This is a genomic window from Streptomyces sp. JJ38, assembly GCF_019303475.1.
Classification (GTDB): Bacteria; Actinomycetota; Actinomycetes; order Streptomycetales; family Streptomycetaceae; genus Streptomyces.
The window spans coordinates 50,475-77,140 of sequence record NZ_JABLSI010000005.1 but is presented as its reverse complement, the minus strand read 5'-3'; the positions used below and the strand labels follow the sequence as shown (position 1 = coordinate 77,140).

General features: G+C 74.3%; 20 protein-coding genes and 1 tRNA gene. 12 read left to right on the top strand and 9 right to left on the bottom strand.

Features of this window, described 5'->3' with window-relative positions:
- Window positions 1-45 precede the first annotated feature (45 nt).
- Together HPT28_RS03915 and HPT28_RS03910 are read left to right on the top strand one after the other, a co-directional pair.
- Window positions 46-2,961, top strand: a complete 2,916-nt coding sequence (locus HPT28_RS03915; RefSeq protein ID WP_219089225.1) for a DEAD/DEAH box helicase — start codon at window positions 46-48, stop codon at window positions 2,959-2,961.
- Window positions 2,958-3,914, top strand: coding sequence for an SWF or SNF family helicase (locus HPT28_RS03910; protein WP_219089223.1), 957 nt, complete (start codon window positions 2,958-2,960; stop codon window positions 3,912-3,914). Before HPT28_RS03915 ends, HPT28_RS03910 begins: the two co-directional genes overlap by 4 nt.
- 97 nt (window positions 3,915-4,011) lie before the next feature.
- Here HPT28_RS03910 and HPT28_RS03905 read toward each other — a convergent pair whose 3' ends face one another.
- Both HPT28_RS03905 and HPT28_RS27570 read right to left on the bottom strand, forming a co-directional pair.
- The gene (locus HPT28_RS03905) at window positions 4,012-4,836 is read right to left on the bottom strand and encodes an SGNH/GDSL hydrolase family protein (protein ID WP_219089221.1); all 825 of its coding nucleotides are present in this window, start codon (window positions 4,834-4,836) and stop codon (window positions 4,012-4,014) included.
- Window positions 4,837-5,011: 175 nt separating this feature from the next.
- Window positions 5,012-5,641, bottom strand: a complete 630-nt coding sequence (locus tag HPT28_RS27570) for a septum formation family protein (RefSeq protein ID WP_219089220.1) — start codon at window positions 5,639-5,641, stop codon at window positions 5,012-5,014.
- 306 nt (window positions 5,642-5,947) lie between these two features.
- Between HPT28_RS27570 and HPT28_RS03895 the strand changes: the two genes are divergently transcribed.
- From HPT28_RS03895 to HPT28_RS03865, 7 genes are all read left to right on the top strand, one after another.
- On the top strand, window positions 5,948-6,193 hold the full coding sequence (locus tag HPT28_RS03895) for a hypothetical protein (RefSeq protein WP_219089218.1): 246 nt from the start codon (window positions 5,948-5,950) through the stop codon (window positions 6,191-6,193).
- A gap of 530 nt (window positions 6,194-6,723) precedes the next feature.
- The gene (locus tag HPT28_RS03890; RefSeq protein WP_219089217.1) at window positions 6,724-6,876 is read left to right on the top strand and encodes a hypothetical protein; all 153 of its coding nucleotides are present in this window, start codon (window positions 6,724-6,726) and stop codon (window positions 6,874-6,876) included.
- Between the two features lie 38 nt (window positions 6,877-6,914).
- The gene (locus HPT28_RS03885; protein WP_219089215.1) at window positions 6,915-7,700 is read left to right on the top strand and encodes a DUF4239 domain-containing protein; all 786 of its coding nucleotides are present in this window, start codon (window positions 6,915-6,917) and stop codon (window positions 7,698-7,700) included.
- An 82-nt stretch (window positions 7,701-7,782) separates the two neighbouring features.
- A complete protein-coding gene (locus HPT28_RS03880; RefSeq protein WP_219089213.1) occupies window positions 7,783-9,234 on the top strand; it encodes an acyl-CoA synthetase in 1,452 nt (483 codons plus the stop codon).
- Window positions 9,231-10,604 carry a carboxyl transferase domain-containing protein gene (locus HPT28_RS03875; RefSeq protein ID WP_219089211.1) on the top strand — a complete coding sequence of 458 codons (1,374 nt, stop codon included), beginning with the start codon at window positions 9,231-9,233 and terminating at the stop codon, window positions 10,602-10,604. Before HPT28_RS03880 ends, HPT28_RS03875 begins: the two co-directional genes overlap by 4 nt.
- A 151-nt stretch (window positions 10,605-10,755) precedes the next feature.
- Window positions 10,756-12,033 (top strand): extracellular solute-binding protein, encoded by a 1,278-nt coding sequence (locus HPT28_RS03870; RefSeq protein WP_257578002.1) that lies wholly within the window; start codon window positions 10,756-10,758, stop codon window positions 12,031-12,033.
- Between the two features lie 106 nt (window positions 12,034-12,139).
- Window positions 12,140-13,456, top strand: coding sequence for a hypothetical protein (locus HPT28_RS03865; RefSeq protein WP_219089209.1), 1,317 nt, complete (start codon window positions 12,140-12,142; stop codon window positions 13,454-13,456).
- Between the two features lie 33 nt (window positions 13,457-13,489).
- Here HPT28_RS03865 and HPT28_RS03860 read toward each other — a convergent pair whose 3' ends face one another.
- From HPT28_RS03860 to HPT28_RS03845, 4 genes are all read right to left on the bottom strand, one after another.
- A complete protein-coding gene (locus HPT28_RS03860) occupies window positions 13,490-14,230 on the bottom strand; it encodes a class I SAM-dependent methyltransferase (protein WP_219089207.1) in 741 nt (246 codons plus the stop codon).
- On the bottom strand, window positions 14,227-14,838 hold the full coding sequence (locus HPT28_RS03855) for a DUF2064 domain-containing protein (RefSeq protein WP_219089204.1): 612 nt from the start codon (window positions 14,836-14,838) through the stop codon (window positions 14,227-14,229). Before HPT28_RS03855 ends, HPT28_RS03860 begins: the two co-directional genes overlap by 4 nt.
- 77 nt (window positions 14,839-14,915) lie before the next feature.
- The gene (locus tag HPT28_RS03850) at window positions 14,916-15,581 is read right to left on the bottom strand and encodes a glycosyltransferase family 2 protein (RefSeq protein ID WP_219089202.1); all 666 of its coding nucleotides are present in this window, start codon (window positions 15,579-15,581) and stop codon (window positions 14,916-14,918) included.
- A gap of 123 nt (window positions 15,582-15,704) precedes the next feature.
- On the bottom strand, window positions 15,705-16,721 hold the full coding sequence (locus tag HPT28_RS03845) for an NAD(P)-dependent oxidoreductase (protein ID WP_219089200.1): 1,017 nt from the start codon (window positions 16,719-16,721) through the stop codon (window positions 15,705-15,707).
- 132 nt (window positions 16,722-16,853) lie between these two features.
- On the opposite strand from HPT28_RS03845, the gene HPT28_RS03840 reads away from it, so the two are divergent.
- Together HPT28_RS03840 and HPT28_RS03835 are read left to right on the top strand one after the other, a co-directional pair.
- A complete protein-coding gene (locus HPT28_RS03840; RefSeq protein ID WP_219089199.1) occupies window positions 16,854-18,050 on the top strand; it encodes a thiolase family protein in 1,197 nt (398 codons plus the stop codon).
- Window positions 18,051-18,152: 102 nt separating this feature from the next.
- Window positions 18,153-19,559 (top strand): lipase maturation factor family protein, encoded by a 1,407-nt coding sequence (locus tag HPT28_RS03835; RefSeq protein ID WP_219089367.1) that lies wholly within the window; start codon window positions 18,153-18,155, stop codon window positions 19,557-19,559.
- Between the two features lie 28 nt (window positions 19,560-19,587).
- On the opposite strand, the gene HPT28_RS27340 is transcribed toward HPT28_RS03835, so the two are convergent.
- Window positions 19,588-20,310: an FAD-dependent oxidoreductase gene (locus HPT28_RS27340; RefSeq protein WP_308119060.1), complete on the bottom strand. Its 723-nt coding sequence runs from the start codon at window positions 20,308-20,310 to the stop codon at window positions 19,588-19,590.
- Between the two features lie 377 nt (window positions 20,311-20,687).
- Between HPT28_RS27340 and HPT28_RS03825 the strand changes: the two genes are divergently transcribed.
- Window positions 20,688-20,761: transfer RNA gene (locus HPT28_RS03825), tRNA-Pro, on the top strand.
- A 370-nt stretch (window positions 20,762-21,131) separates the two neighbouring features.
- Here HPT28_RS03825 and HPT28_RS03820 read toward each other — a convergent pair.
- Together HPT28_RS03820 and HPT28_RS03815 are read right to left on the bottom strand one after the other, a co-directional pair.
- Entirely contained in the window at window positions 21,132-23,723 is a 2,592-nt protein-coding gene (locus HPT28_RS03820; RefSeq protein WP_219089197.1) for a WD40 repeat domain-containing protein, read from the bottom strand.
- A gap of 1 nt (window position 23,724) precedes the next feature.
- On the bottom strand, window positions 23,725-26,652 hold the full coding sequence (locus tag HPT28_RS03815) for an AAA family ATPase (RefSeq protein WP_219089195.1): 2,928 nt from the start codon (window positions 26,650-26,652) through the stop codon (window positions 23,725-23,727).
- Between the last annotated feature and the right edge of the window lie 14 nt (window positions 26,653-26,666).

The window sequence follows — 26,666 nt, the reverse complement described above, 5'->3', positions numbered from 1 at the left end:
CTGTAGCCTCGACCGCTCCCCTGGTAGTCAAATTTGAGGAATCATGTGAGCTCCGCCCACTCCGTCAACGCGCGGTCCCGGATCTCCACACTGAGCGGGTGCGCCGCCGTCGTCGAGCCCGCCGACCCGCCCCGGCTCTCCACCGTCGCCTTCTGGCGTTTGGACGGGACGCCGCCGTACGACACCGCGGTCCCCCCTCTCGGTGAGCCCGCGGAGCTGACCGTCGCGCTCCCCGGTGAGGACGGTGGCGTCGGGCTGCGGACGGTCCCGGGACTCCGGCTCTCCGTGGCCGAGGCCCTGCCCGTCCTCACCCGGGCCCGAGCCGCCGCCTCGACGCCCGGCACCGAACCGTCCGCGGCCTTCTGGGGCGCCGCGGCGCTGCTGGCCCTGCAGCTGGCGGCCCGCGGGCGGCTCCTGCCGGGTCTCACCCCGGCCGACCACGACGCCTGGCGGCTGGGCCCGCTGGACCCGGCCGACGTCGACCGCCTGCGGGAGCTGGCCGACGCCATGCCGCCGCACGCCCGCGCCGTCCCGCTGCCCGGCGGCGAGCCGCCCCGGCTCCCGGATCCGGAGCCACTGCTGCGCGCCTTCGTGAACGCCGTGGCGGACGGGCTCCCGCGCTCCCCCGCCGCCGCGCTGGCGGCCGGTGGCCGGGCGTTCGCCGCCCGCGAGCCGCAGCGGCTGCCCGGCCGACGGGCCTGGGCCGAGGAGATCGCCGCGGGACAGGACGCGGGAGTGCGGCTGTCGCTGCGCGTGGAGGTACCGGGCCTCGGCGGGGACGGCGCACAGGACGCCCGGTTCCGCGCGGTGTTGCAGGTCCACAGCCTGGCGGGCCCCACCGCCGTCGCCGACGCGGCCGAGCTGTGGGCGGGCGCTCCCGCCGCGGCCGGTTTCGGCCCACGGGCGCGTACCGACGCGCTGTTGACGCTGCGCAAGGCCGCTGCCGCGTGGGAACCCCTCCGCCCGCTGCTCCACGCCGCGGTGCCGGACCGCGTCGAACTGGCCGACGAGGACGTCACCTCGCTGCTCTCCCCCGCCACCGGGCGGGCACTGGCGGCGGCCGGCATGGAGGTGCACTGGCCCCGGGAGCTCGTGCGGTCGCTCTCCGCCCGGGCGGTGATCGGCGCGCCGCCGGAGCGCGGAACCCCGGTCGGCGGCGTGTCGCCACTGTCACCGGGCGCGCTCTTCGAGTTCACCTGGCGTGTCGCCGTGGGCGACCAGGAGCTCACCGCCGCGGAGCTGAACGCTCTGGCGGAGTCACGGCGGCCCCTGGTGCGGCTGCGCGACCAGTGGGTGCTGCTGGACGTCGACGAGCTGCGGCGTGCCCGGGACCGCAAGGGGCGCACGATGACCGGCGGGGAGGCGCTGGGCAGCGCGCTGGCGGGCTCGGTGGAGGAGTCCGGGGAACGGGTGGAGGTGCGGGCCGAGGGCGCGCTGGAGGAGCTGCGCGCCCGGCTGGCCGACCCGGAGTCCGGCGCTCCGGGCCACGGCCCCGTGCCGGAACCGGTGCCGCAGCCCGCCGCGCTCGCAGCCACGCTGCGCGACTACCAGCTCCGCGGCTTCAACTGGCTGCACCGCATGACCTCGCTCGGGCTCGGCGCCTGCCTGGCGGACGACATGGGCCTCGGCAAGACGGTGACGGTCATCGCCCTGCATCTGCACCGCCGGTCCGTGCCGGGCGCGGAGGGACCGACACTGGTCGTCTGCCCGGCCTCGCTGCTCGGGAACTGGCAGCGGGAGATCGAGCGGTTCGCTCCGGGCAGCCCCGTGCGCCGCTACCACGGCAGCGGGAGGGAGCTGGAGGCTGTGGCCGACGGCGAGTTCGTGCTGACCACCTACGCCACCATGCGGCGGGACGCGAGTGAGCTGGCCGAGACCGGCTGGGGCCTCGTCGTCGCCGACGAGGCCCAGCACGTGAAGAACCCGTCCTCCGCGACGGCGCGGGCGCTGCGGACCCTGCCGTCGGCCGCGCGGGTGGCGCTGTCCGGCACACCGGTGGAGAACAACCTCTCCGAGCTGTGGGCCCTTGTGGACTGGACGACCCCGGGCGTCCTCGGGACCCTCCCGTCCTTCCGCCGCCGGTTCGCCGACGTCGTCGAGGCGGGCCGCGACCCGGCGGCGGCCGAGGCCCTGGGCCGGCTGATCCGCCCCTTCCTGCTGCGCCGCAGGAAGACGGACCCCGGTATCGCGCCAGAGCTGCCCCGCAAGACGGAGACGGACCGCCCGGTGTCGCTCACCGCCGAGCAGGCGGGGCTGTACGAGGCGGTGGTGCGGGAGGGGCTGGCCGCCGTCTCGGGCAGCGAGGGCATGGCCCGGCGGGGGCTGGTGGTGAAGCTGCTGACCTCGTTGAAGCAGATCTGCAACCATCCCGCTCAGTACCTCAAGGAGGAGCCGGCACCGTCGGGCGGAGGACGGCCGCGGCTCGCCGGGCGTTCGGGCAAGCTCGAGTTGTTCGACGAACTCCTCGACACCCTCCTCGCGGAGGGCGCGGCGACACTCGTCTTCACCCAGTACGTGCAGCTCGCGCGCCTGCTGGAGGCTCATCTGACGGCCCGTGGCGTGCCGGTGATGCTGCTGCACGGCGGCACGCCGGTGGGCCGGCGGGAGGAGATGGTCCGCCGTTTCCAGGCCGGGGAGGTGCCGGTCTTCCTGCTGTCGCTCAAGGCAGCGGGCACGGGGCTGAACCTGACCCGGGCCGAGCACGTCGTGCACTTCGACCGCTGGTGGAATCCGGCCGTCGAGATGCAGGCCACCGACCGGGCCCACCGCATCGGGCAGACCCGCCCCGTCCAGGTGCACCGGCTCATCGCCGAGGGCACGATCGAGGACCGCATCGCCGAACTCCTCGCCCGGAAGCAGGCGCTGGCCGACTCCGTGCTGAGCGCGGGCGAGGCCGCGCTCACCGAGCTGAGCGACACCGAGCTGGCCGATCTCATCGAGCTGCGTGGGAGTGGCGTATGAGCACACCGACCGAGGGATTCGAACGCGTACTGAGCGCCCCGCCACCGGCCCGGGGCCGACGGTCAGCGGCCACCTGGTGGGGTGTGCGCTGGCTGGCGGCGCTCGAGGACGCGGCGCTGGAGCCGGAGCACCTCAGGGCCGGACGGCGACTGGCGCGGGCCGGAGCCGTCGGCGCCGTCTCGGTGCGCCCCGGGCGCATCACAGCCGTCGTCCAGGGCCGGGACGGGACCGGTCACCGCTGCGACATCCAGCTCCCGGCGTTCGACGGGCACACCTGGGACCGGCTGGTGGATGTGATCAGCGCCGAGGCCGGCCACGTCGCCGCGCTGCTGGACCGGGATCTGCCCACCACGCTGGCCCAGGACGCCGAGGCGGCGGGCGTCGACGTGCTGCCGGGGATCGGCGAACTGGAACCGACCTGTGAGTGCGGGGCCTGGGACCACTGCCCGCACTCCGCGGCGCTCGGCTACCACTGGGCGCGGCTGCTCGACGGGGAACCGTTCCTGCTGCTCCTGCTGCGCGGGCGCGCGGAGCAGGAGCTGGTGGCGAGTCTCCAGCACCGCGTGGCCGTCCGCGCCGCCGCGGGCTCCACCGCCGAGGACGTGAGGGGGACCCCGGCCGCTCAGGTCTACGCCACCGCCGTCCCACCGCTGCCGGGGACACCGCCGGAGCCGCCGGCGGGCGAGGCGGGGCCGCCGATCCGGTGGGGCGGGAGTACGCCACCGGGCGATGGCATCGACACGGAGGCACTGGAATTCCTGGCCGCCCAGGCGGCGGGGCGGGCCCGGCTGGCCCTTGCGGAAGCCCTGGACCCGCGGCACGCCGACATGCCGACGCCCCCGGAGCCGACACTGGGGCAGGATGCCCGACGCCTGGCCGCCGCCCGCCCCGGGGAGCGGATCCTGCACCGGCTGGCCCCCGTGCTGCCCGACGCCGACGGCGCACTCGCGTGACGGTGCGCCGGCGTGTCGGCGCGTCAGCGCGCGAACGCGGTACGGCCGCCGGCTGTCGGCGGCGGCCGTACCGCGTCGCGGTCGGGCGGGGTGTGGATCAGGCCAGGCCTTCCAGCACGGGGTAGTAGCCGCTGGACTGGCCTTCGGCCGTCGGGTGGTAGGAGTCGCTGATGGGCCAGGTCGTACTGTGCAGCCACGCGTCGCCGGAGCAGATCTCGTGCCCGGTGAAGGCACCGCGGACGTCACCGTAGGTGAAGCCGTGGTCGGCCGCGCGCTTGCTCGTCACGTCGTGCAGGTCGTCCGCGGCCGCGTTGATGGCCGCCCGGGAGCGCTCGCTGATGCCGAACCAGCAGCTCCCGTTGAGCTGGTACATGCGCGGGTAGCCGAGCACGACGACGTGGGCGTTGGGCGCGTGGGCCCGGATCGCGTCGTAGGCGGCGTCGAGCCGGCCGGGCAGGGTCTGGCTGATGTAGGCGCGGGCCTCCTCGACGCGCGCGAGGCAGGCGCTCTCACCCTGGAGCACACAGGTGGTCATGGCGTCGGCGAAGCCCGCGTCGTTGCCGCCGATGGAGATGCTCACCAGGGTGGTGGCGGCGTCGAGCGGGCCGAGCTGGTTGTTGATGACGTCGTTGGTCCGGGCGCCCGAACAGGCGGTGAAGTCGAAGGACGAGGGGGAGTTGGCGCTGCGCCAGAGCTGGGGGTAGGCACGCGTACTGCGCTTGCAGTCACCGCCCTCGTAGTTGCCGGCTCCCACTCCGGACGAGTAGGAGTCGCCGAGCGCGACGTAGTTGACGGCCGCGGCTTCCTGCGCCGCCGCGGTGGCGCCCGTCAGACCGGTGAGTGCGGCGAGGGCGGCCACCGCGGTGGCGACGGACGCGAATCTGGACAGTCTCACAGAACCTCCCGTGTGGGGGTGGGACATGGAGGAACGCCTGTGACAACTGTCGTAGCAGCGCACAACCCGTTCGAGAAGTGTCCATGCCAAAGATGACGAGGTCTTCCCTCGCATGAACGACAGATGTTGCTTCTCGTACCGGTTTTGACAGGGAAATTGACACCCCGTCAGCTGATGCGGTGACAAAGCCTCCGGACTGCGCTTATTCCAGGGGGCCGTCGAGCTTGTCGCCGTCCCCCGCGAGCAAGCTGCAGGTGACCGTCCGCATGCCCAGCGTGAACCCGCTCTTGCTCGGGAACTGCGCATACGTCTTCAGCCCGGCGGTCGAGGGCTGCCGCCGGCCGACCTCGCGCCACTTCGCGTCGCACAGGTCCTGCGCCTCGGCCTCGATCTCCTTGTCGGTGTCCATACCCTCTTCGGGGAGTTTCGCCTGGTGGATGACCTCACCGTCGTGCGGCGCGTCACAGGATGCCTTCTCGTTGAAGCCCTTCTTGTCCGCCTGGTCGAAGCAGTCGCCGGGATCGAGCTGGAAGGGCATGTACATGTTGTCGGTCGGACTGGGCATGATCGACTCCCAGTCGAGCCCGGACGGCGATGCGTCCGGGTCCCCGGAAGGCGTCTCGTAGGGGTCGTACGGGTCGTCGCTCGGCGTCTCGGTGGGATCCTCGGACGGGCTCGGCCGCGGGTCGTCGGACTCGGACGGCCCCGTGGCGACGGACCCGGAGAAGGAGGGGTCCGGCCGGGCCTCGTTCTCCCCGTCATCCCCGGTCAGCAGGAGGACACCCCCGGCGATCAGCGCACCCACGACCACGACAGCGACCACGACGGTCACGACGAGCACCCGGGTCCGCCGGCCACCGCCCGGCGGCGGAGGCGGGGGCGGCCACCCGCCCGGCGCCGTCGGAGGCCCGAAACCGGTCGGCGGACCGAACCCACCGCCGGAGTAAGGGTTGTGCGGTGGCTGAGATGGGGGCTGCGGCATTGACATACGGTCACTGTGTCATGCTTGCGTCACCGAACGTATCCGGACCCCAGCCCTCCTCCGAGCCCGGGGATAATATCGGCCAATGGGAATGTTCCGGCCCTCACGGGCGTTGTAGGGACATTGGAAGCCGCAACCGCTGGACGGGAGGCGACCGTGGAGCCCGAGCCGCACGAGCGGGGCGAAGACCGCGGAGACGACTGGGACGCCCAGGAGCTCGACGAGGACTTCATCCGCAGCGCCGACGTGAAGGAACCGGCCGCGAGGACGCGGATGCTGCGGGAACGCTGGCGGCGCAGTCCCCCCGAGCCGGAGCCGTGGCGGGCGGACGAGCCTCCGGCCGGCTGGCTGTTCAGCCGTGGCAGGCCAGGCCGAAAGCGGCGTAAGCGGCGCGACGAGTAGGCGTCCCGTCGGCCACCGCGCACGCTCGTCGCCCACGGCGGGCCGGCCAAGCGGAGAGCGTCGGCCTATGGGTGCCGTAACCCCCTTCTCCTGATATTCATCAGATCCGGCGAACAGCCTCGTCTGGAGTCATGTCCCCGGCTCCCTCGGCGCACGATCGCTCCATGGGAAGTCTCAGGCACGCCGCACGGGTGGCGGCGCCCTTAGCGGTGCTGGCGCTCCCGCTCGGAGCCGCCGCACACGCCGCGCCGCCGCAAGACTCCTGCGCGTTCGCCGGGGGTGACCGGTCCGTACACGAGCTGATGGAGCGGGCGCGCGCTGGCGAGTCCATCGAGAGCCTGTGCCGCTCCGTGGCACCTCCCCCGCCACCGCCGCCGCCTCCGCCTCCGCCCCCGGAGCCTCCGCCACCACCGCCACCACCACCGGCTCCTCCGCCACCGCCTCCTCCCCAGGAGCCCCCGCCCGAGCCGGAACCGGAGCCCAGCCCCCCGCCGGAGCCCAGCCCCGAGCCGGAGGCCGAGGCCGCTCTCGTGGCTCCGCCGTACAGGCAGGCCGGTCGCCGCACGCCCGAGCCCGGGCTCTCCACGACACGGCGGGTCCTCCTGATCGTCACCCCCGCCGTCCTGGCCGCCGCGACGCTGCGCCCGCGCGGCGGCGCCGTCCCGGCTTCCCGCTCCGAATAAGCCTCAGCGCGTCCGCACGCTCTCCCTGGAGGTCCCCGTTGTCCGCTTGGCTGTTGCTCACCGTGGCCATGGCCTCGGCCTTCGGCCTCGTCCTCGCCGGTGTCGTGGTCTGGCAGCGCACCCGCGAGCGGCGGGCCGGGGAGGAGCTGGAGGACGATCCCTCGCAGACCCCCGATGTGCTCGAGTACCTCATCATGATGATCGGGGTCGTCTACGCCATCGTGCTGGGGCTCGCCATCGCAGGCGTGTGGGAGGCACGCAACGGGGCCACGGAGTGGGTCCGGTTGGAGGCTCAGGCGCTGCACGAGGTCCACGAGCGGCTCGACGCCTACCCCGACCCCGTCCGCACCGAGGTGCGCGAGGACGTGGAGGAGTACGTCGCCTACACGGTCAACGAGGAATGGCCGAAAATGATCGAGCAGGGGCAACTCACTGAGCGTGGCGACGTCTTGTTCGACCGCGTCCGCACGGGCGTCACCCGGTTCGAGCCGTCGACGACACTCGAGTCCCACGCCTACCCCGGGCTGGTGGACCAGGTGACGGCGGCCGACGAAGCCCGCAGCGCCCGCGGGCAGAGCACGGGTTCCACGATGCCCGCCGTGGTCTGGTTCGGACTGATCGTCGGGGCGCTCGTGGTCATCGGCATGGTCTTCGTCCTGCAGATCCGCCGCACTACCCGAGAGCTGGCGCTCGCGGGCCTGTTCAGCGCACTGATGGCGTTCCTGCTCTTCCTCATCTGGCACTTCGACGCCCCGTACGAGCGCGGCCTCGCCGACTCCACCGAGCCGTTCGCCCAGCTTCTCCCCCAGGCCGTCGGGCGGTGAGGCCGGGCCCGACCGCCCTTGCCGCGCGGCCGCTTCGCTGATGAGATCGTGATCGACGAGACGATCCAGCGAAGGAGCCCGAGTGTCAGCACTCTTCCCCGCCCTCGGCCAGGAGTCGTCCAAGCCAGCGCTCTGCTTCGGCGATCTGGTGCTCCCCTATACCCGGCTCGCCCAGGTCGCCGGGGCACTGGCCGGAGAGCTCGCCGGGCGCGGCCGGGTGGCCGTGTGGGCCACTCCGACGGCCACCACCGCGGTCGCCGTCGTGGCCTCGTTGCTCGCCGGCGTCGCCGTCGTCCCGCTCAATCCGAAGAGCGGCGAGCGGGAGCTGGCGCACATCCTGGCGGACTCCACGCCCGACGCCGTCCTCACCGGCCCGGACGACGTACTGCCCAAGGCCGCCTCCGGGCTGGACCGGCTCACCGTCGGTTTCGAGCCTCCGAACGGGATGGCCGCCGTCCCGTGGCACCTGGAGCCCGCGCAGGAGGACCGGGCGGCGCTGATCGTCTACACCTCGGGGACGACCGGAGCGCCCAAGGGCGTGGTGCTGTCGCGGCGGGCGGTCGCCGCCACGCTCGACGCCGTGGCCGACGCCTGGGGCTGGACGGGTGACGACGTCCTCGTCCACGCCCTGCCGCTCTTCCACGTGCACGGGCTGATCCTCGGCGTACTCGGCCCGCTGCGGCGCGGCGGCACCCTCCGCCATCTGGGCCGGTTCTCACCGGAGGGGGTCACGCGGGCCCTGGCCGAGCAGGGCGGCACCATGCTCTTCGGCGTCCCGACGATGTACCACCGGCTCGCCGAGGCGGCCGGGGAGGACACCGCGCTCGCGGCGGCCCTGGGCGGCGCGCGGCTGCTGGTCTCCGGCTCGGCGGCCCTGCCCGCCTACGACCACGAGCGGATCCGAGTGGCGACGGGCGCCCGCGTCATCGAGCGTTATGGCATGACCGAGACGCTGATGAACACCAGCACACGGGTGGACGGGCCGGCGCGGCCCGGCACGGTGGGCGTCCCCCTACACGGTGTGGACGTGCGGCTGGTGGACGAGGACGGCCAGCGCATCGAGGGCGGCGACGGCGAGACGGTCGGCGAGCTCCAGGTCCGGGGCCCGAACCTGTTCACGGAGTATCTGAACCGGCCCGACGCCACCGCCGACGCCTTCGACGGCGGCTGGTTCCGCACCGGCGACATGGCCATCCGGGACGCCGACGGCTACTACCGGATCGTCGGCCGCAAGTCGACCGACCTGATCAAGAGCGGCGGCTACAAGATCGGGGCCGGCGAGATCGAGAACGTCCTGCTGGAGCACCCCGGCGTCCGCGAGGTGGCGGTGACCGGCGAGCCCGACCCCGATCTGGGGGAGCGCGTCGTCGCCTGGGTGGTACCGGCCGAGGAGTCGGCGCCGCCGGAGGAACAGGCGCTCGCCGAACACGTGTCGGCCCAGCTGTCCCCGCACAAGCGCCCGCGCGCGGTGAGGTTCGTGGCCTCGCTGCCGCGCAACGACATGGGGAAGGTCATGAAGCGGGAGCTGCGGTGACGCGGCCGGGCGGCCCGGGCTCGGCGCGGGCTACGATCGCGGCCGTCGCCGACACGTTCACCGAGTTCCGCGGCGAGGCGGGTGACGCGGGCGCGGCGGGCCGGGCCCTGGACGACGGACCGCTGGGCTGGGACGGATACGGGGAGGCCAGGGCGCGCGCCATGGCCCGGACCGGCGAACGTGAGTCCGTGGTGTGCGGGGTAGGGCGTGTCGGTGAGAGCGAGGCCGTACTGATCGCCTTCGAGTTCGATTTCCTGGGCGGCTCGCTCGGCGGCCGGACGGGGGACCTGCTGGAGGAGGCACACACCCGGGCACGGGACCTGTCGCTGCCGGTCGTCTCGCTCATCGCCACCGGTGGCAGCCGGATGCAGGAGGGCATGCGCGCGCTGTCGCAGCTTCAGCGGATCGCACGGCAGTCGGCCCGCACCCGGGCCGCGGGGCTCGCCCAGATCGCGGTCCTGCGCGACCCCGCGACCGGTGGCGGCTGGGCCACCCTCGGTGCCGGGGCCGACGTGCTGCTGGCCCTGCCCGGCGCCCAGATCGGCTTCGCCGGCTCCCGGGTGCGGCCTCCCGGCGCGGACCCGCGTGCCTACACCGCCGAGGGGCAGCTCGCCGCCGGGCACATCGACGCCGTCGTCCCCGAGCCGGAGCTGCGTACGGCGCTGGGCCGCTGGCTGTCGCTGCTCACCCGCCCGGCCACCGGCCCGGCCCAGCCACCCGCCGCGCTCGGCCGGGCCGGGCTCCCGGACAGCGGCTGGGCGGCCGTCCAACAGGCTCGTGCCGAGGACCGGCCGCGCGCCGACGCCTACCTCGACGCCCACTTCACCGCGCGGGCCGAACTCTCCGGGGACCGCTGCGGGGGCGTGGACCCGGGCGTGCGCTGCGGCTTCGGCGAACGGTCAGGGCGCACCGTGGCCTTCGCCGCGCAGCTGGGCACGCCCACCCGCCCGGCCGGCTTCCGCACCGTCACGCGCCTGCTGAGACTGGCCGGGCGGCTCGGTACGCCCGTGCTGACCCTGGTGGACACCCCGGGGGCTGCCAACGACGCGGCCGCCGAGCGGGAGGGCGCGGGGGCCGCGATCGCCGAGTGCTTCGCGGCGGTGGCCGAGTCCCCGGTGCCCGTCACGACCCTGGTGATCGGGCAGGGGGGCTCGGGCGGTGCCCTCGCGCTGGCCTCCCCCGGCCGCACCTGGCTCACCCCGGACAGCTATTTCTCGGTGATCGGTCCGGAGTGGGCGGCGTCGATCCTCAAGCGCGGCCCCGGCGAGGTCCAGCGGACGGCGAACGAACTGCGGGTTCGGCCACAGGACTTGGTGGCACTCGGTGCCGCCGAGGGCATCGTCGGGAACCGGCCGCCGGGCATCGCCTGAGCGGAAGGGCACAGCGCCGCCCGGGGCATCCGTTCGAAGGTTCGTTCCCACGACTTGACCTGCTCGTTGGTCTATGCCAATCCTTGGCTTCTGCCTCCCCCCACGGCAAACCGTTCGATACCGTCCCGACACCGGGATCAAGGGGTGAGGTATGCCCGGACACCTGCTGAGACGCCTGGCCACCGGCGCCACCGCCGCCGTGCTGGCCGGAGTGCTCACCGCCTGCGGTGGCCCGGTCGGCGGCGCCGACGAGCCCGACCCGCTGCGTGTCTGGCTGATGAACAACAGTCTCACCGAGGAGCTCACCCACCGGATCGTCGCGGACTTCGAGGACCGCAACCCGGACCGCCGGGTCGAGGTGACCGTCCAGGAGTGGGCGGGCATCGGCGAGAAGGTGACCGCGGCACTCGCCTCCGACGAGGCCCCGGACCTCATCGAGGTGGGCAACACCCAGGTGGCCCGCTACGCCGCCACCGGCCACCTGCGCAATCTCACCCTCCAGGTGCCCGAACTCGGCGGGGACGACTGGATCACCGGCCTGGAGGAACCGGGCAAGATCGACGGCTACCAGTACGGCATCCCCTACTACGGCGCCAACCGCGTCGTCATCTACCGCAAGGACCTCTTCACGGACGCCGGCATCACCGAACCGCCCGCCACGCGCGAGGAGTGGCTGGAGGTCACCGAGCGGCTGAACCGGCCGGAGGCGGGCCAGCAGGGGATCTACCTGCCCGGACAGAACTGGTACGTCCTGGCCGGGTTCATCTGGGACGAGGGCGGCGAACTGGCCGTCGAACGCAGCGGCCACTGGGAGGGTGCCCTGCACACGCCCGCGGCCCTGCGCGGGATGGAGTTCTACCGCGAGCTCCACGCCCTCGGCGACGCACCGGCCGACCGGGACGAGGCCGAGCCCGAGCACGGCGAGGTCTTCGCGGAGAACGAGATCGCCCAGCTCATCGCCCCTCCCGGCCACAGCCGCATCATCATCGAACACAACCCCGAGCTGGCGGACAAGCTCGGATACTTCCCCATCCCGGGCAAGGAGCCCGACACCCCGGGGGCCGTCTTCACCGGCGGGTCGGTGCTCATCATCCCGGAGAACGCGGGCGACCCCGAGGGCGGTTACGCGTTCCTGCGCACCCTCACCAGCGACACCTGGCAGCGCGAGATCGCCCGCACCATGAGCTACGTGCCGAACAGGACGACGCTGACGGACGCGTTGAAGGGCGACCCGGGGGCCGAGGCCATGGCCCGCGGCGCCGAGTCCGGCCGTGCGACGCCCAACTCCCCGGCCTGGGCAGGACTGGAAGCGGAGAACCCGATCAAGGAGTACCAGACGGAGGTGCTGACGGGGGCCGATCCGCGGACGGCGGCCGAGAAGGCCTCACAGACCGTCACCGCACGGCTGCGGCACACCGGGACGGGGTGACCACACGCCGCCCGGGCCCACCCACACGGCACGCGGGCTCGTCCGAACTCGGCGGCTCCGGGCGTGCCGTGACCGGCGCGGGCCCGCGCCGACCTACGGTGAACCGGTGCGAGACCGCCCGTCATTCCGCAGGGACCTGTACGCCGTCGGGGCCGCCGTGGCCCTCGTCGTACTCGCCGTGGCCGTCGGCCACCGGATCCAGGAACGGGACGGCACGCTCCGCGTCGGCTGGCCCCCCCTGTACGCCAACTGGGAGCCGCACGTCGGGCCGGGCACGTCGGCCGCGCTCACCGTCGCCGTCCTCGTGGTCCTCTACGGGCCCGCCCTCGCGCGCCGACTGCGTGCCAGCACGCTGCCGTGGGCGGTCTTCGGCGGCTCGCTCGCGTGGGTGTGGTCCCTCGCCCTGGTGGACGGCTGGGAGCGCGGGGTGGCGAAGCGGCTGACGACCAAGTACGAGTACCTGCGGTCGGTGGGCGAGGTCGAGGACGTCGGGGCCACCCTCCGGGAGTTCACCAGCCGCATCCTGATGGACGCGCCCGACAACTGGCCCGCTCACGTGGCAGGGCACCCGCCTGGCGCCCTGCTGACCTTCGTGGGCCTGGACCGTGCCGGGCTCGGCGGCGGCGCCTGGGCGGGCGCCTTCTGCATCGTCGCCGCCGCCGCCGCGGCGCCCGCGGCCGTGGTCGCCGTCCGGGCGCTGGCGGGGCCGGAGGCGGCCCGCCGGGCGGCGCCGTTCCTGGTGCTGGCGCCGGCCGCCGTCTGGCTGGGCACCTCCGCCGACGGCTACTTCACCGGTGTGAGCGCCTGGGCGGTGGCGCTTCTCGCCCTGGCCGCGACCGGCGCGGTCCGCAGGCCCGCACTGGCAGCGCTCGCCTCCGGAGCGCTGTTCGGCTGGACGGTGTACCTCTCCTACGGGCTGTCGCTCATGGCCGTCATCGGCGTCGCCGTCCTGGTGGCCGCCCGCACCGCGCGCCCCCTGCCCTGGGTACTGCTGGGGGCGGTGCCCTGGCTTATCGCCTTCACTCTGGGCGGCTTCTGGTGGTGGGAGGGGTACGTGACGCTCCACGAGCGCTACTACCAGGGCGCCGCCGGTATCCGGCCCTACGCGTACTACGTCTGGGGGAACCTGGCGGCACAGGTGTTCTCGGTCGGACTGGCCACCGTCGCCGGGCTGCGCCGGGCCGCCACGGCGGCCCGGCACCCCTCACCACTGGTGATCCTGCTCGCCGGCGCCCTGCTGGCGATGGTGACGGCCGACCTCTCCGGCATGAGCAAGGCGGAGACCGAGCGCATCTGGCTTCCGTTCGCCCTGTGGCTGCTCCCGGCCGCCGCGCTGCTGCCCGAGCGGCAGCACCGGGGATGGCTCGCCGCCCAGGCCACGCTGGCCCTGGCGGTCAACCACCTGCTGCTCACAGGGTGGTGAGGGCGCGCCGAACGTGCCGGTGGAGACCCGCGTCTAGCGTGCCGGTGGTGACCCGGCTGCATCCGCCCCCGCTCCCCCCGGCGGCGTCCGGGCGCCCGCGGACAGCGGCGAGGGAGCCCGCAGGGCCAGGAAGCGGCGCTCACGGGCCGTCCACTCCTCGACCACCTGCCAGCCCGCCGCTCCCGCGCGCCGCCGCAGGGCCGACGTTCCAGCGCGCGCCCAGGGAAAGGGCGGGCCCCGGTGCCCCCGTCCGTCGTCCAGGCTGACCTCGAGACGCTCCTCGACGTCCGCCGCGGCCGCCTCGGCGAGCAGCAGCCCGCCGGGGGCGAGCAGGGCGGCCACCCGCCGCAGCAGCGCCTGTGGATCCCCGCCGATCCCGATGTTGCCGTCCAGCAGCAGGGCGCTGCCCCAGCGGCCCTCGGCGGGCAACGGCTCGAAGACCGAGCGGCACAGCGCCGGACCACCCAGCCTCCGGGTGCGGTTCACCGCTTCGGGTGCCGGATCGATGCCGAGCACCGGCCGCCCGAGCCGGGTGAGGGCGTCGACCATCCGGCCCGGCCCGCAGCCGATGTCCAGGACGGCGCCGGAGCACCGGCGCAGCACGGCGAGGTCGGCCTCGTCGGCCCGGGCGCACCAGCGCTCGACGTCCAGCGGGAGCAGCCGGCCGTCGGGGCCGCGGAGGAACAGCGGTCCGCGTCCGGCCCTCAGCGCCACCGTGTAGGGGTCCGCGTCCCAGGGCAGCGGGCCGTCGGCCGTGGGGCACGTCGTCGTCATCGCGCCCCCGCGGGAGACAGGGCCGTGTACGCGGCGGCGAACCGGCCCGGCCGGCAGGCGGCGACCTCGGCGGCGTCTGCGGCGGTGTCGACGTCCCGCAGAAGCGGCAGCAGGCCCACCCGCAGCCCCCTGCGCTCCAGCCGGTTCCGCTGGTGGGCCCCGGTGTCCGGCCGGGACATGGGCACCCCGTGGACGAGCGCGGGCTCGGGGGAGGCGAGCCCCAGGGCCCAGAAGCCGCCGTCGACGGCGGGGCCGAACCAGGCGTCGTGCTCGCCCCAGGCCCCGGGACGCAGCACCGGGCCGAGCTGGCGGGCCGTCAACTGCGGCGTGTCCATGCCGATGAGCAGCGTCGGTCCCGCGCAGGCGCCCAGCGCGCGGGCGATGCGCGCGTCGAGCCCCTCACCGCCCTGGGGCACGACGTCGAACCCGCCGGGGAGCCAGGGCCCGGGCCGTCCGGCCAGCGCGAGGACGCGCCGGGTCACGGGCAGCGCGGCCACCGTCTCCAGGGTGTCGGCGAGCGCGGCCTCGGCGAGCGCGGCGGCCTGGGCGGGGCTGAAGGGGGGCGTCAGCCGCGTCTTGACCCGGCCGGGCAGCGGCTCCTTGGCCATGACGAGCACCGTGAGCGGCACGATCCCGGGCCGGACCTCAGACCGGACGGAGCCTTCGGGGCTCGGAGCGGCCGCCGTCACCGCAGGACCGCCCGCATGTCGCGCACCGCGCCCAGCGTGCCCAGCCAGGTGCCGGTCACCTTGGAGCGTCCCGTTCTCGGCCGGTAGGGCACCGTGGTCTCCCGGATGCGCCAGCCCGCGTCGGCGGCCCGGACGACCATCTCCAGTGGGTAACCGCTGCGCCGGTCGGACAGGGCGAGGCCGAGCAGCGCCTCCCGCCGCGCCGCGCGCAGCGGCCCCAGGTCGCGCAGCGACACCCCGGTGCGGCGGCGGACCATGCGGGCGAGCGCGACGTTGCCCGCCCGCGCGTGCAGCGGCCAGGCGTTCCGCGCCGTGGGACGGCGGCGGGCCAGGACGAGGTCGGCCTCGCCGCTGCGCACGGGACCGGCCACCGTCTCGACGGCCGCCGGGTCCAGGGAGCCGTCGCAGTCGCAGAAGGCGACGATCTCGGCGTCGGCGGCGCGCAGCCCGGCGTCACAGGCCGCGCCGAAGCCGCGGCGGGGTTCGCGCACGACTCTGGCCCCCAGTTCACGGGCGAGTTCCGCGGAGCCGTCGGTGGATCCGTTGTCGACGACGATGGGCGTCCAGCCGAGGGGCACCCGGGCCAGGACCCAGGGGAGCGCGGCGGCCTCGTCGAGACAGGGAAGCACCAGATCGCCCCGATGCGTTGGGCTGTCGTTCATCTTGCCCACCCTAAGAGGACATAGCGTCATAACCATCGCGTAACGCCACGCGAAACGCGGAGGAAGACGAACGCGCCCGAGTGCTCGCCTCGCCGGCTCACCCGAACGGGGTGGCCGGACCCCTCACCGTTCCGCGAGCGGCGCCCGCGCGAAACGCTCCACGCCCTCCCGGAACCCCACCCGCGGGCGCCAGCCCAGCTCGTCGCGCAGCCGCTGCGAGGAGGCGGTGATGTGCCGGACGTCCCCGAGGCGGTACTCGCCGGTGACGACGGGAGTGGGCCCGCCCTGGGCCGCGGCGAGCGCCGAAGCCAGCTCCCCCACCGTGTGCGGCTCGCCGCTGCCGGTGTTGTAGGCGCGCAACTCCCCAGCCGGGCGGCCGGCGACGGCCTCCAGCGCCACCACGTTCGCCCGGGCGACATCGTCGACGTGCACGAAGTCCCGCCGCTGCCGCCCGTCCTCGAAGACCCGCGGCGGCTCGCCCCGCTCCAGCGCGGAACGGAAGAACGACGCCACACCGGCGTACGGCGTGTCGCGGGGCATGCCGTCCCCGTAGACGTTGTGATAGCGCAGGCTGATGACCCGTCCGCCCGTGGCCCGCGCCCAGGCCGCGGCCAGATGCTCCTGGGCGAGCTTCGTCGTCGCGTAGACGTTGCGCGGGTCCACCGCCGCGTCCTCGGCGACGAGGCCGGGCAGCAGCGCGGCTCCACATTCCGGGCACGGCGGCTCGAAGCGCCCGGCGTCCAGGTCCGGCACGGCGCGCGCCCCCGGCCGCACGACACCGTGCACCGCGCACGCGTAGCGCCCCTCCCCGTAGACGACCATCGACCCGGCCAGCACCAGCCTGCCCACCCGCGCCTCGGCCATCTGCTCCAGCAGCACGGCGGTACCCAGGTCGTTGACCCCCACATACGCCGCGGCATCCCCGAAACCGCGCCCCAGGCCCACCATGGCGGCCTGGTGGCTGACGGCGTCCACGCCCGCCAGCGCCTTCGCGACGGCCTCGGCGTCCCGGACGTCGCCCTGCACCGACGCGGCGCAGGGGACGAGATCGAACGCGACGGCCTCGTGCCCCGCGGCTTCCAGGGCGGTGACGATGTGCGAGCCGATGAAACCGGCTCCTCCGGTGACCAGAACACGCATCCGGCAACCCTAGGGGCCCGATCGGGCCGAACGGCGCCTTTCCGGCGAAGCACGACAAGGTGTCGCGGACCCGCGGGCGGCGGTGTCCCGGACTCTGGTCAAGCGGCGCACGGGCCTGACACGATCGCTGCCATGACCAACGATCGCCTGCGAGATGTCTACGTCGTCGATGCCGTCCGCACCCCGGTCGGCAAGTACGGCGGCGGCCTCGCCACCGTGCGCCCCGACGACCTCGCCGCCCACGTCGTGCGCGCCCTCGTGGACCGCTCGCCCGAGCTGGACCCGGCCCGCGTCGACGACGTCGTCCTCGGCAACGCCAACGGCGCGGGCGAGGAGAACCGCGACGTCGCCCGCATGGCCGTCCTGCTGGCCGGGCTCCCGGTCACCGTGCCGGGCTCCACGGTCAACCGGCTCTGCGGTTCCGGCCTGGAGGCCGTCGTGCAGGCCGCCCGGGCCGTGGCGACCGGGGACGCCTCGGTCGTCATCGCGGGCGGCGTGGAGTCCATGAGCCGCGCGCCGTGGGTGATGCCCAAGCCCGAGCGGGCCTTCCCGGCCGGGGCACCGGACCTCCACTCCACGACGCTGGGGTGGCGCATGGTGAACCCGCGCATGCCCGCCGAGTGGACCGTCTCCCTGGGCGAGGGCGCCGAACTCGTCGCCGACCGGCACGGCATCACCCGGGAACAGCAGGACGCCTTCGCCCTGGCCAGCCACGAGAAGGCGGCGCGGGCCTGGAAGGACGGCGCCTACGCGGCCGAGGTCGTGCCCTACGGGGACAGCGAACTGCTGCGCGACGAGACCATCCGCGAGGCCACGTCCCTGGAGGCGCTGGCGAAGCTCAGGCCCGTCTTCCGCAAGGACGGGGGGACGGTGACCGCCGGCAACTCCTCCCCGCTCAACGACGGCGCCGCGGCCCTCCTGCTGACCGACGAGGCCGGCCTGCGCGCCGTCGGCCGGGAACCGCTGGCCCGGGTGCGGGCCTCGGCGGTCACCGGCATCGAGCCCCAGCTCTTCGGCCTCGGCCCCGTCGAGGCCGTCCGCCGCGCCCTGGAGAAGGCCCGGCTGCGCTTCGACGACCTGCACACCGTCGAGCTGAACGAGGCGTTCGCCGCTCAGGCCCTCGGCTGCCTCGCCGAGTGGCCCGAGCTGGACCCGGCGAAGGTCAACCCGCGCGGCGGCGCCATCGCCGTCGGCCATCCCCTGGGCGCCTCCGGAGCCCGCATCGCCGGGGCCGTCGCGCACCAGCTCGCCCAGGCCGGATCCGGCACCGGCCTCGCCGCGCTGTGTATCGGCGTCGGGCAGGGGCAGGCGCTGGTCCTGGAGCGCTGACGGGCGCGGACCCGGCACGGGGCGGCGGCCCGGCCGGGCGGGCGACGGCGCGCCGGGCGGGGTGCGCGTCGCCCGGCGCCGACGGTGGTACCCGTGTCCGTCATGGAGTGGCTCACGGCACCGGAGTACTGGACGGCCCGGCTCGTCTTCCAGCGCGGCCTGGCAGCGGTGTACCTCATCGCCTTCGCCTCGGCGGCGCTGCAGTTCCGTGCCCTCATCGGCGCCTCGGGCATGACCCCCGTCCCGGTCTACCTGCGCCGGGTGCCGTTCCGCGCCGCGCCCAGCCTCTTCCACTGGCGGTACTCCGACCGGCTCTTCGCCGCCGTCGCCTGGGCCGGCGCGGCCCTCTCCGCCGCGCTCCTGGCCGGCCTGGGAGACCTCGTCCCGCTGTGGGCGACGATCCCCCTGTGGCTCCTGCCCTGGGCTCTCTACCTGTCCATCGTCAACGTCGGGCAGACCTGGTACGCGTTCGGGTGGGAGTCGCTGCTGCTGGAGGCCGGTTTCCTGGCGGCCTTCCTCGGGAACGACGAGGTCGCCCCTCCCCTGCTCACCCTGCTGCTCCTGCGGTGGCTGGTCTTCCGCGTCGAGTTCGGCGCCGGGCTGATCAAATGGCGCGGAGACCGGTGCTGGCGGGATCTGACCTGCCTCTACTACCACCACGAGACGCAGCCCATGCCCGGCCCGCTGAGCTGGTACTTCCACCACCTGCCCAAGCCCCTGCACCGAGTGGAGGCGGCGGCCAACCACGTCGCCCAGCTCGGGCTGCCGGTCCTGCTGTTCGCGCCGCAGCCCGTCGCCACCTGGGCCGCGGCGGGCATCGTCCTCACCCAGCTCTGGCTGGTCGTCTCGGGCAACTTCTCCTGGCTCAACTGGCTGACCATCCTGCTCGCCGTGACCGCCGTGGACGCCTCCGGCCTGATCACCACGCCCGCCCACGGGGAGACCCCCGGCTGGTTCACCGCCGCCACCCTCGCCGTGACGGCGCTGGTGGCCGTCCTCAGCTACTGGCCCGTGCGCAACCTCGTCTCCTCCCGGCAGGAGATGAACCGCTCCTTCAACGCCTACCACCTGGTCAACACCTACGGCGCGTTCGGCACCGTCACCCGGCTGCGGCACGAGGTCGTCATCGAGGGCACCGACGCCGACCGCCTCACCGAGGCCACCGTGTGGCAGGAGTACGGCTTCCGGGGCAAACCCGGCGACGTCCGCCGTCTGCCCCGCCAGTTCGCGCCCTACCATCTGCGGCTGGACTGGCTCATGTGGTTCGCCGCCCTCTCCCCCGGCTACGCCCGCCCCTGGTTCATCGGGCTGCTCGAACGGCTGCTCGCAGGCGACCCCGCGACGCTGCGGCTCCTGCGCCACGACCCCTTCCCGGACGCCCCGCCCACGCACGTGCGCGCCCGGCTCTACCGGTACCGCTTCACCACGGCGCGCGAGCGTCGCGCCACGGGGGCCTGGTGGCACCGCGAACTCGTCGGCCCCTACGCCCCGGCCCTCTCCCGGCGCTGAGCCCGCCCCGCGAAGTGTGCCCCGGGCCTCACCCGGGAAGGCGTGCCGTCTCCGGAGACGCCGTATCCAGCGGCACCGCGGACTCCGGCACCAGCCCGAGCTGCACCGACGGCCGGGGCAGCACCGCGTTCAGCATCCGGTCGGTCAGGACCCGCGCCCTGTTCCCCGGCAACGAGGCCAGATGGCAACCCCGCGTGAGCACCCCGGCCGCGAGCCCCGCCAACGGCACCCGCAGGGGGTTCGCCGCCGCTTGCAGCCCGCCCAGATCCACCGCGAAACCCAGGTCGTGGTGCCGGTACTCCCGCCGCGCGCCCACCCCGCAGGAGGCCGCGATGTTGTGCGCGGCCGCCCGGCCCTGCCGCACCGCGTGCTGGGCCGTCATCGGCGTCGTCTCCCCCGGCCGCGTCAGGTCCGGGACGGCTGCCGCGTCCCCGCACGCGAAGACCTCCGGATGCCCCGGAACCGTCAGGTACTCGTCCACGAGGACCCTCCCCTGCTCCGTGGGCAGGCCCAGGTTCCCCACCAGCGGATCCGGCCGCACCCCGACACACCACACCAGCGAGCGGGTGCCCACGAAAGAGCCGTCGTCCAGCAGCACGCCGTCCGCCGTCGCCTCCCGCACCGACGTCCCCGGGCGCACGTCCACGCCCCGCCCCCGCAGCACCCGGTCGGCGGTCGCCGACAGCCGCTCGTCGAGCGTCGGCAGCACCCTCGACGCGAGGTCGAGCAGCAGCCACCTCGGCCGGGCCACCCCGTAGCAGCGTCCCCGCCAGCGGCACCGTCACCCTCCTCGGCTCCAGCGTCCCCGCGGTCACCTCGGGCAGCAGCGGGAGGTGGAGGAAGTAGTCGTTCGGGTTGACCACCACCACCTCGGCGGCCCCCCGCGCCCTGCGCGACAGGCCCCGGGCCGCCTGATACCCGGCGAAACCAGCCCCCACAACGACCCTCCGGGGTCGCCTCACACCGCACTCCCACCCTTCGCGATCACGGACATCACCGACACCGGGTATCCCGGCCCCCAGCCCCCGAAACCCGCGCGTCAGAAGGGGTGCGCGAGCACCGCGCCGAGTGAGGTACAGTTTTCCTGCACGAACGGCCGGGGCCGAAAAGCCCAGGCCGCGAAGGCACCGGGACGTGGCGCAGCTTGGTAGCGCACTTGACTGGGGGTCAAGGGGTCGCAGGTTCAAATCCTGTCGTCCCGACGGTGCGACGAAGGCCCGCCGATCTGGATCGATTTCCAGGTCAGCGGGCCTTTTTCGTGTCGGCCGGGCGGCTTGAGCGCACCAGCCGCACGGGCCGCTTCGGGCGCTCCTCCCGCAGCGCTCTCTCTATCTCGCCTGTGCCCACCGGCGGCTGGCGTCCTCCTTCAGTGTCGGCGGTACGTTCCGCAGCGGTCGCTCACCACGTGCGCCCTTCCGCTCCCGCGCCGCCGAGGCGGTTGCGCCGGCGCCCGGACCTGCCCGTCACCGGCATCCAGGTCGTGCGGCGGCGAGGCAGCTCGGTGCCACCCCGCCGGCCCCCCTTCCGGGCTCAACCCGGCGACTCGTCTCCAGGGTGACGCAACAGACGGCCTCAGAGGCCGGAGTACGGCGGGAGTTCGGTGAGTCGTTCGACCGGCGTGCCGGTTTCGGTCAGTGCGGCCCAGAGAATCTCGTCGCCGCTGATCAGCAGGACCGGGCCGTACGCGGCCGTCCGCTCGACGAGTTCGGTGATGGCCCTGCGCTGCGAGGGGCGGTCCGGCGGTACCGTTTCCAGGGTCCAGCCACTTGCGAGCATTGCCTGCCGGAAGCCGAGCAGCGCCGGGATGTCCGGGCAGCACAGCAGCGGTTCCACGGGGCCGTGGCTCATCAGGGTCTCCAGGAGCAGACCGAGGTCCGGACGCGGTGCCTGGTGCCGCAGCCACCACTGGTCCGCGATCACCATCCGCCGCCGGCGGACGCGCGTCACCGCGGCGGATTCGTCGTCCGGCGTCTCCGATGGGGGAGCCTCCGTCGGCGTCGCGGCACGGGGTGGCGGCTGCGGGGCCGGCAGGGTGGGGCCCAGGACGTCGAGGAAGGTCAGGCCACCCGCGTAGTCGGTCACCAGCAGGCCGCCGGGCAGCGTGAGCAGCCGCAGCGGGGTGTTGGTCATGGCCAGGCGGGTCAGCGGTTCCGGACCATCGGCCGCAGCCGCCCGCCACAGGCGGACCGAGCCGCCGTCCGCCGTCGAGGCGACGACGCCGCTGCCGGGGAGCACCGCCACCGACCGGACCACCGCACCCGGGCGATGCCTGCCCACCACCTGTCCGGGCGCCGGGCCCGCGCCGGGGAACCACCGCACGACATGTCCTTCGTCGTCCCCTGCGTACACCGCGTGGCCGTCGTGCGAGAACGTGAGGCTGCGTCCCCGGCCGGTCAGCGTCCCCAACAGCTCCTGGCCGCTCTCGCCGGTGAGGTCCCACCGCCGGACTGTGCGGTCATGGCCGGTGGTCACAGCCCAGGTGCCTTCGGGATTCACCGCCACCGCACGTACGCGTGTCTTGCGATGGTGGCCCAGCGTCCGCATCTGCCGGGTCCCGGCGTGCCAGAGCTCGACCTGGCCCCCTCGGCCGGTGGCCAGGAAGTGTTCGCCGTCCGGCAGCGCACACACGGCGTCGTACAGCCGGCCGGTGGAGAGCGCGACGGTCTCCGGGGGCTGCGCCGCGGAGACGCTCAGCTCCGGGGCGAGCATCAGATCCCTGCCCTCGGTCACCCAGACCAACGGGCCGTACGGGCCCAGCAGCGCCAGGGCGTTGGCCGCCTGGCCCAGGGCGAGCAGCCGTTCCGGGGGACGCGCGGCGTCGGTGAGCTCCCACAGGGTCATGCCGCCCCGACCGCCGGTGACGATCCGTCGCGCACCGTCCGGGAGAGATGCCGGGGAAGCCGGGGAGGCGGGAACGGACGAGGAAGCGAGGGCAGGGGAAGCCGGGAGCGGTGTCGCGGCGATGGCCCAGGTGTCGGGAGCCCGGGTGGTGACCGGGTCGTCCCGCTGGCCGCCCTCCCACCTCAGGATCAGACCGTCGTTGCCGCCGCTGAACACCACGCTGCCCACCGGGGAGGCGTCCCCCTTGGCCTCTCCGGGGGGCCCGGCGGCGGCCAGCGCGGACACCGAGCGCTCGTGCCGCTGGATCACCCGGCTGTCACCGCCCTCCATGGGCCAGGCCATGACCAGGCAGTCCGCTCCACCGCTGACCACGTATGCCTCGTCAGCACTGACGGCCAGCCCCCACAGGGGCAGGTGGTAGCCGCCGACGGGCCGGGACCCGGTACTGCCCCGCTCCAGCGACCAGCTGAGGACCCGGTTGTCGCGACCCAGGCTCACCACCAGGCCGCGCCGGGGCGCCACGGCCAGCGTGACCGGCCCGGCCGAGTCGTGCGCGCCCAGGAGCGTCGGGGGTTCCTGCGCGCCGTCCGCCGGGTCGAGGTCGAGACGGTGCACCTGCCCACGGCGGTCTCCCGTGGCCACGTGCCCGCCGAGCACCGCCACCGCCGTCAGCAGTTCGTCCGCCAGGGTGCCGAGCACGGCGTCGCGGGTGCCGTTGCCGTCGGCGGACCAGCGCAGCACGCGGCCTTCGTCCCCGACGGAGACCACGAGGCTGCCGTCCTCGCTCAGTGCGACGCCCCGGCAGAACCCCCGGTGCGCGCCGAGCTGGATCGGCGCGGGGTCCTTCTCTCCCGGTGACCACCGGCACACCGCGCCCCCGGCGTCCCCGGTCACCGCCGTACGGCCGTCGCGGGAGAGTGCCAGGGCGTAGATCTGGTAGCCGCACCGGCCCAGCCTCCGGGGCGGATCCGCCGTGGCCGGAGACCACTGCCACAGCACGTCGTCCCTGCCCGCGAAGAGCACTTGGGCGCCGTCGGCGGACGCGGCGATCAGCGCCACCGGACCCGATGGCGTCCGCAGCCGGCGCCGGGAACGGCTGGTGGACCAGCGGGTGGCCAGCCCGGTCCGGCCGACGGCACCGGTGATCTGGCGCAGCCGGGCCGACACCACCGCCAGGAGTTCGGGGCGTGGACGGCCCGAGGTCAGCTCGTGATGGAGCAGCTGCTGGGTGAGGCTCTCCGGGCGCGCGGCCCACTCGTGGGGCGGGAGTTCCGGTACCAGCGCGTGCAACGCCCGCTGGAAGTCCGTCAGCCGTACACCCATGTCAGCCTGCCTCCGTGGGTTCGCCGCCGTCGTCGACGCGCGGGCCGGGCGGGAGGACGTCGTCGTGGCCACCGATGTCCGCAGCCTCCCGCGGTCCGCGGTTCTCCCTGGCGCGGATCACGAAGCCCCCGGGGCAGCGTTCGATGCTCAGGATCTGCTTCACCACCGGAACCTTGCCCGCGGCGAGGCGCCCGCCGTCGTAGACCATGATGTAGAGGAGTCCCGGGTTCGGTATCGACTTGGCCGGATACTCCTCGTGCAGCAGGTCGAGTTCGCGTTGGGCGTGGGCCTGCGTGGCATAGGGGGACGGCGGGGTCTCACGCTGGTTGCGGCGGACCCTGCGCAGGATGGGGTGCCCCCAGTTGGGGTGCGGGGGCTTGCGGCGGGGCACCGGCTGCACGGGCGGTGGAAGGTCCGTGTCGACGGGTGTCGCGGTGAGCGTCCAGCGGCCGCCGATGTGGTCCACGCCGAGCCGGGCATAGTGCCCGCGCACCCCCTGTCGCTTCTCCTGCGGGCTGACGGCGAATCCGGTGATCCACAGTGCGGGCCGTCCGGGGTCGGTGCCCTGCTCGTTGAGCTTGCGGGACAGGACGAAGTACTCCTTGATCGTCCCCAGCATCTCCACTGCCTCCTCGCGCGTCGGGAAGCGGTAGGAGCCGGTCACGACCGCTTTGATGGTCGGATGGCCGATGCTCGCGTAGGCCCGGGAGGTCCCCTTGCGGGCGGGTTTCCGGTGCTGCTGGTTTCCGCCCCGATCGTTGCCGGGCGTCGTCGGCGTGGGCGCCGGAAGTGGCGGAGCCGGTCCGGCGGTCGTGCCGCCCGCCGCGGGACGCGTCGTCGCCGCGGGGGGCGGCCCAGACAGCTCCGGAGGCCCGTCCGGCCACAGTTCCAGAGCTGCCGCGTCGAAGCTCTCCAGGGCCAGGATTTCCCCCAGCTGCCGGTCCACCAGGCCCAGGCCCAGCGGCAGTTCCGTGTCGTCCGCGTGGCCGAGGCAGGTCTCCAGCCAGCGCCAGTCCTCCAGCAGCCGGCGTATCCGCCGCTCGGCCCGCGCGACCTCCGCGGGCTCCGGCGAAGGCCGCAGGGCGGCGTCGAGCAGCCGGGTGAGCACCCCGGCAGTGCAGGCGAGTGCCAGCCGCCCGTCCCGCGGGTCCCACTGCGGGCCGGTGCCGTCCAGTGGTGTCAGCGCCGAGAGGAAGCGGTCCAGTTCGTCGGCGAGGGTGGCCCCCGGTGTCCGGGGACGTTCGGCGAGCACCGCCTCCCGGATCGACGGGTGCAGCACCCGGAACCGACCCCGGCGGTCGTTGTCCCGGGGGAACAGCAGGAACCGGCGTGCGGGCCCCTTCGCGATCTCCTTCGGCAGCCCGTTCTTCCAGCCACGATAGACCGGTGCATCCACCCCGTTCGAGGTCGGCGCCGCCCACAGCGTGGCGAACTCGTCGGCGGTCAGCCCCTGTGGCACCAGCCCGGCCAGCGTGAGGAAACGCTCGGTGTCCTCCCAGGCGCGCACACGCCGCTCGTCGCCGGAGCTCAGCGCCGTCTCCCGCATCCGCTCCAGCCGGTCCGCGAAGTACGAGGCGGCGTTCCCGGCCGCCGTGTCGGACCCCGGCTCCGGCAGGCGTCCAGTCTCCTCCCACTCGTCGAGCAGCCCCGAGGCGACGATGAACAGCCCGCCGGACAGCCTGACGATCTGCCCGGCGAGTTCCTCCGCGTGCTGCCGCCCGCCATCGCCGCCGGCGAGCCGGGCCACGGCGTAGTCCCGGATCTCCAGATCGGTGTCGGCACCCTGCAGGTCGAGCAGGGACGCCCGGCGTAGCCAGTCCGGACGGTCGTGCGAGGAGAGCAGCACCTTGACGCCGAGCCGCGGGGCGCCCGGATCCCGCTGGAACCGCTGCTCGAGCTCGGCCAGGAGCAGACGCAGTCCGCCCAGCTCGGCCTGTGGTTCCTCGCTCAGTTCGTTGAGCGCGTCCACCACGATCACCAGCGGCGCTCCCGGGCCGCCGGGCTGCCCGGCCTGCTGCCGCAGGGCCGCCACCAGCAGGTCGACGGTCGGCGCGGTGCCCTGCAGCACCAGGTTTTGTGCGTACAGGCCGACCACCGGCCCCTGTGCGTCCTGGACCTCCTGGCGGATGTCGACCGCCGGCGCGCCCGGACCTGCTGCCGTGATGCCGCGCCGGTCCAGCGCCTGTGCCACCTCCTGGACCAGCCGGTGCGTCGTCAGGGTGGCGAGGTTCGGCTCGCCCGGATCGCGCAGCAGGGCGAACGCGACATCGGCCGCCGACCCGGACTCCAGGACGTCGACCGCCTGCTGGAGCAGGAGGGTCTTGCCCGAACCCGGTGGTCCGGTGACGAGCAGGACCTCGTCCGTCTGCGGATCGCTCGCCCAGCGGACGATCCGTTCCAGCCGTGCCTGCCGTGGGTGCACGTGGCGGTGGAGGAGCACGGCGGTACGCGGATCGTCCGTTTCCGGCAGCCCGTCAGGGTCCGGCGCGGCGCCGATCAGCAGCCGGATACCGGCCGCGGCGAGCCGGTCGGCGTTACGCGCGGCCCGCTCGACGCGGCGGGCCAACCGCACGGGCAGCTCGTCAAGGTCGTCGACGACCAGCAGGCCGTGCCGGAGGACGCCGTCCGCGTCCTCCTCGGAGCCGTCCAGGGCGGCTTTGAGCAGCCCGCTGACGGTCGCTTCGGCCTCGTCCTCGTCGCCGGCCGCGGTGTCCGCGCTCGCCCGTCCCCCGGCGAGCCTGGCCCACGGCGTCTCCCTCGGGGCGCGGCCCGCGCTGCTGTGCACCTGGCGCCAGATCCGGGTGGCGGCCTCCAGCGAGGGCGCGCGGTCCTCTGGCCGCACGGAGGTGATCACCATCACCGGCGCGACCTCCGTGTCCCCCGCCCGGAGCCATTCCCGCAGCCGGTGGAGCACGGCGGAACGACTCATCGGTTGCGCATCGG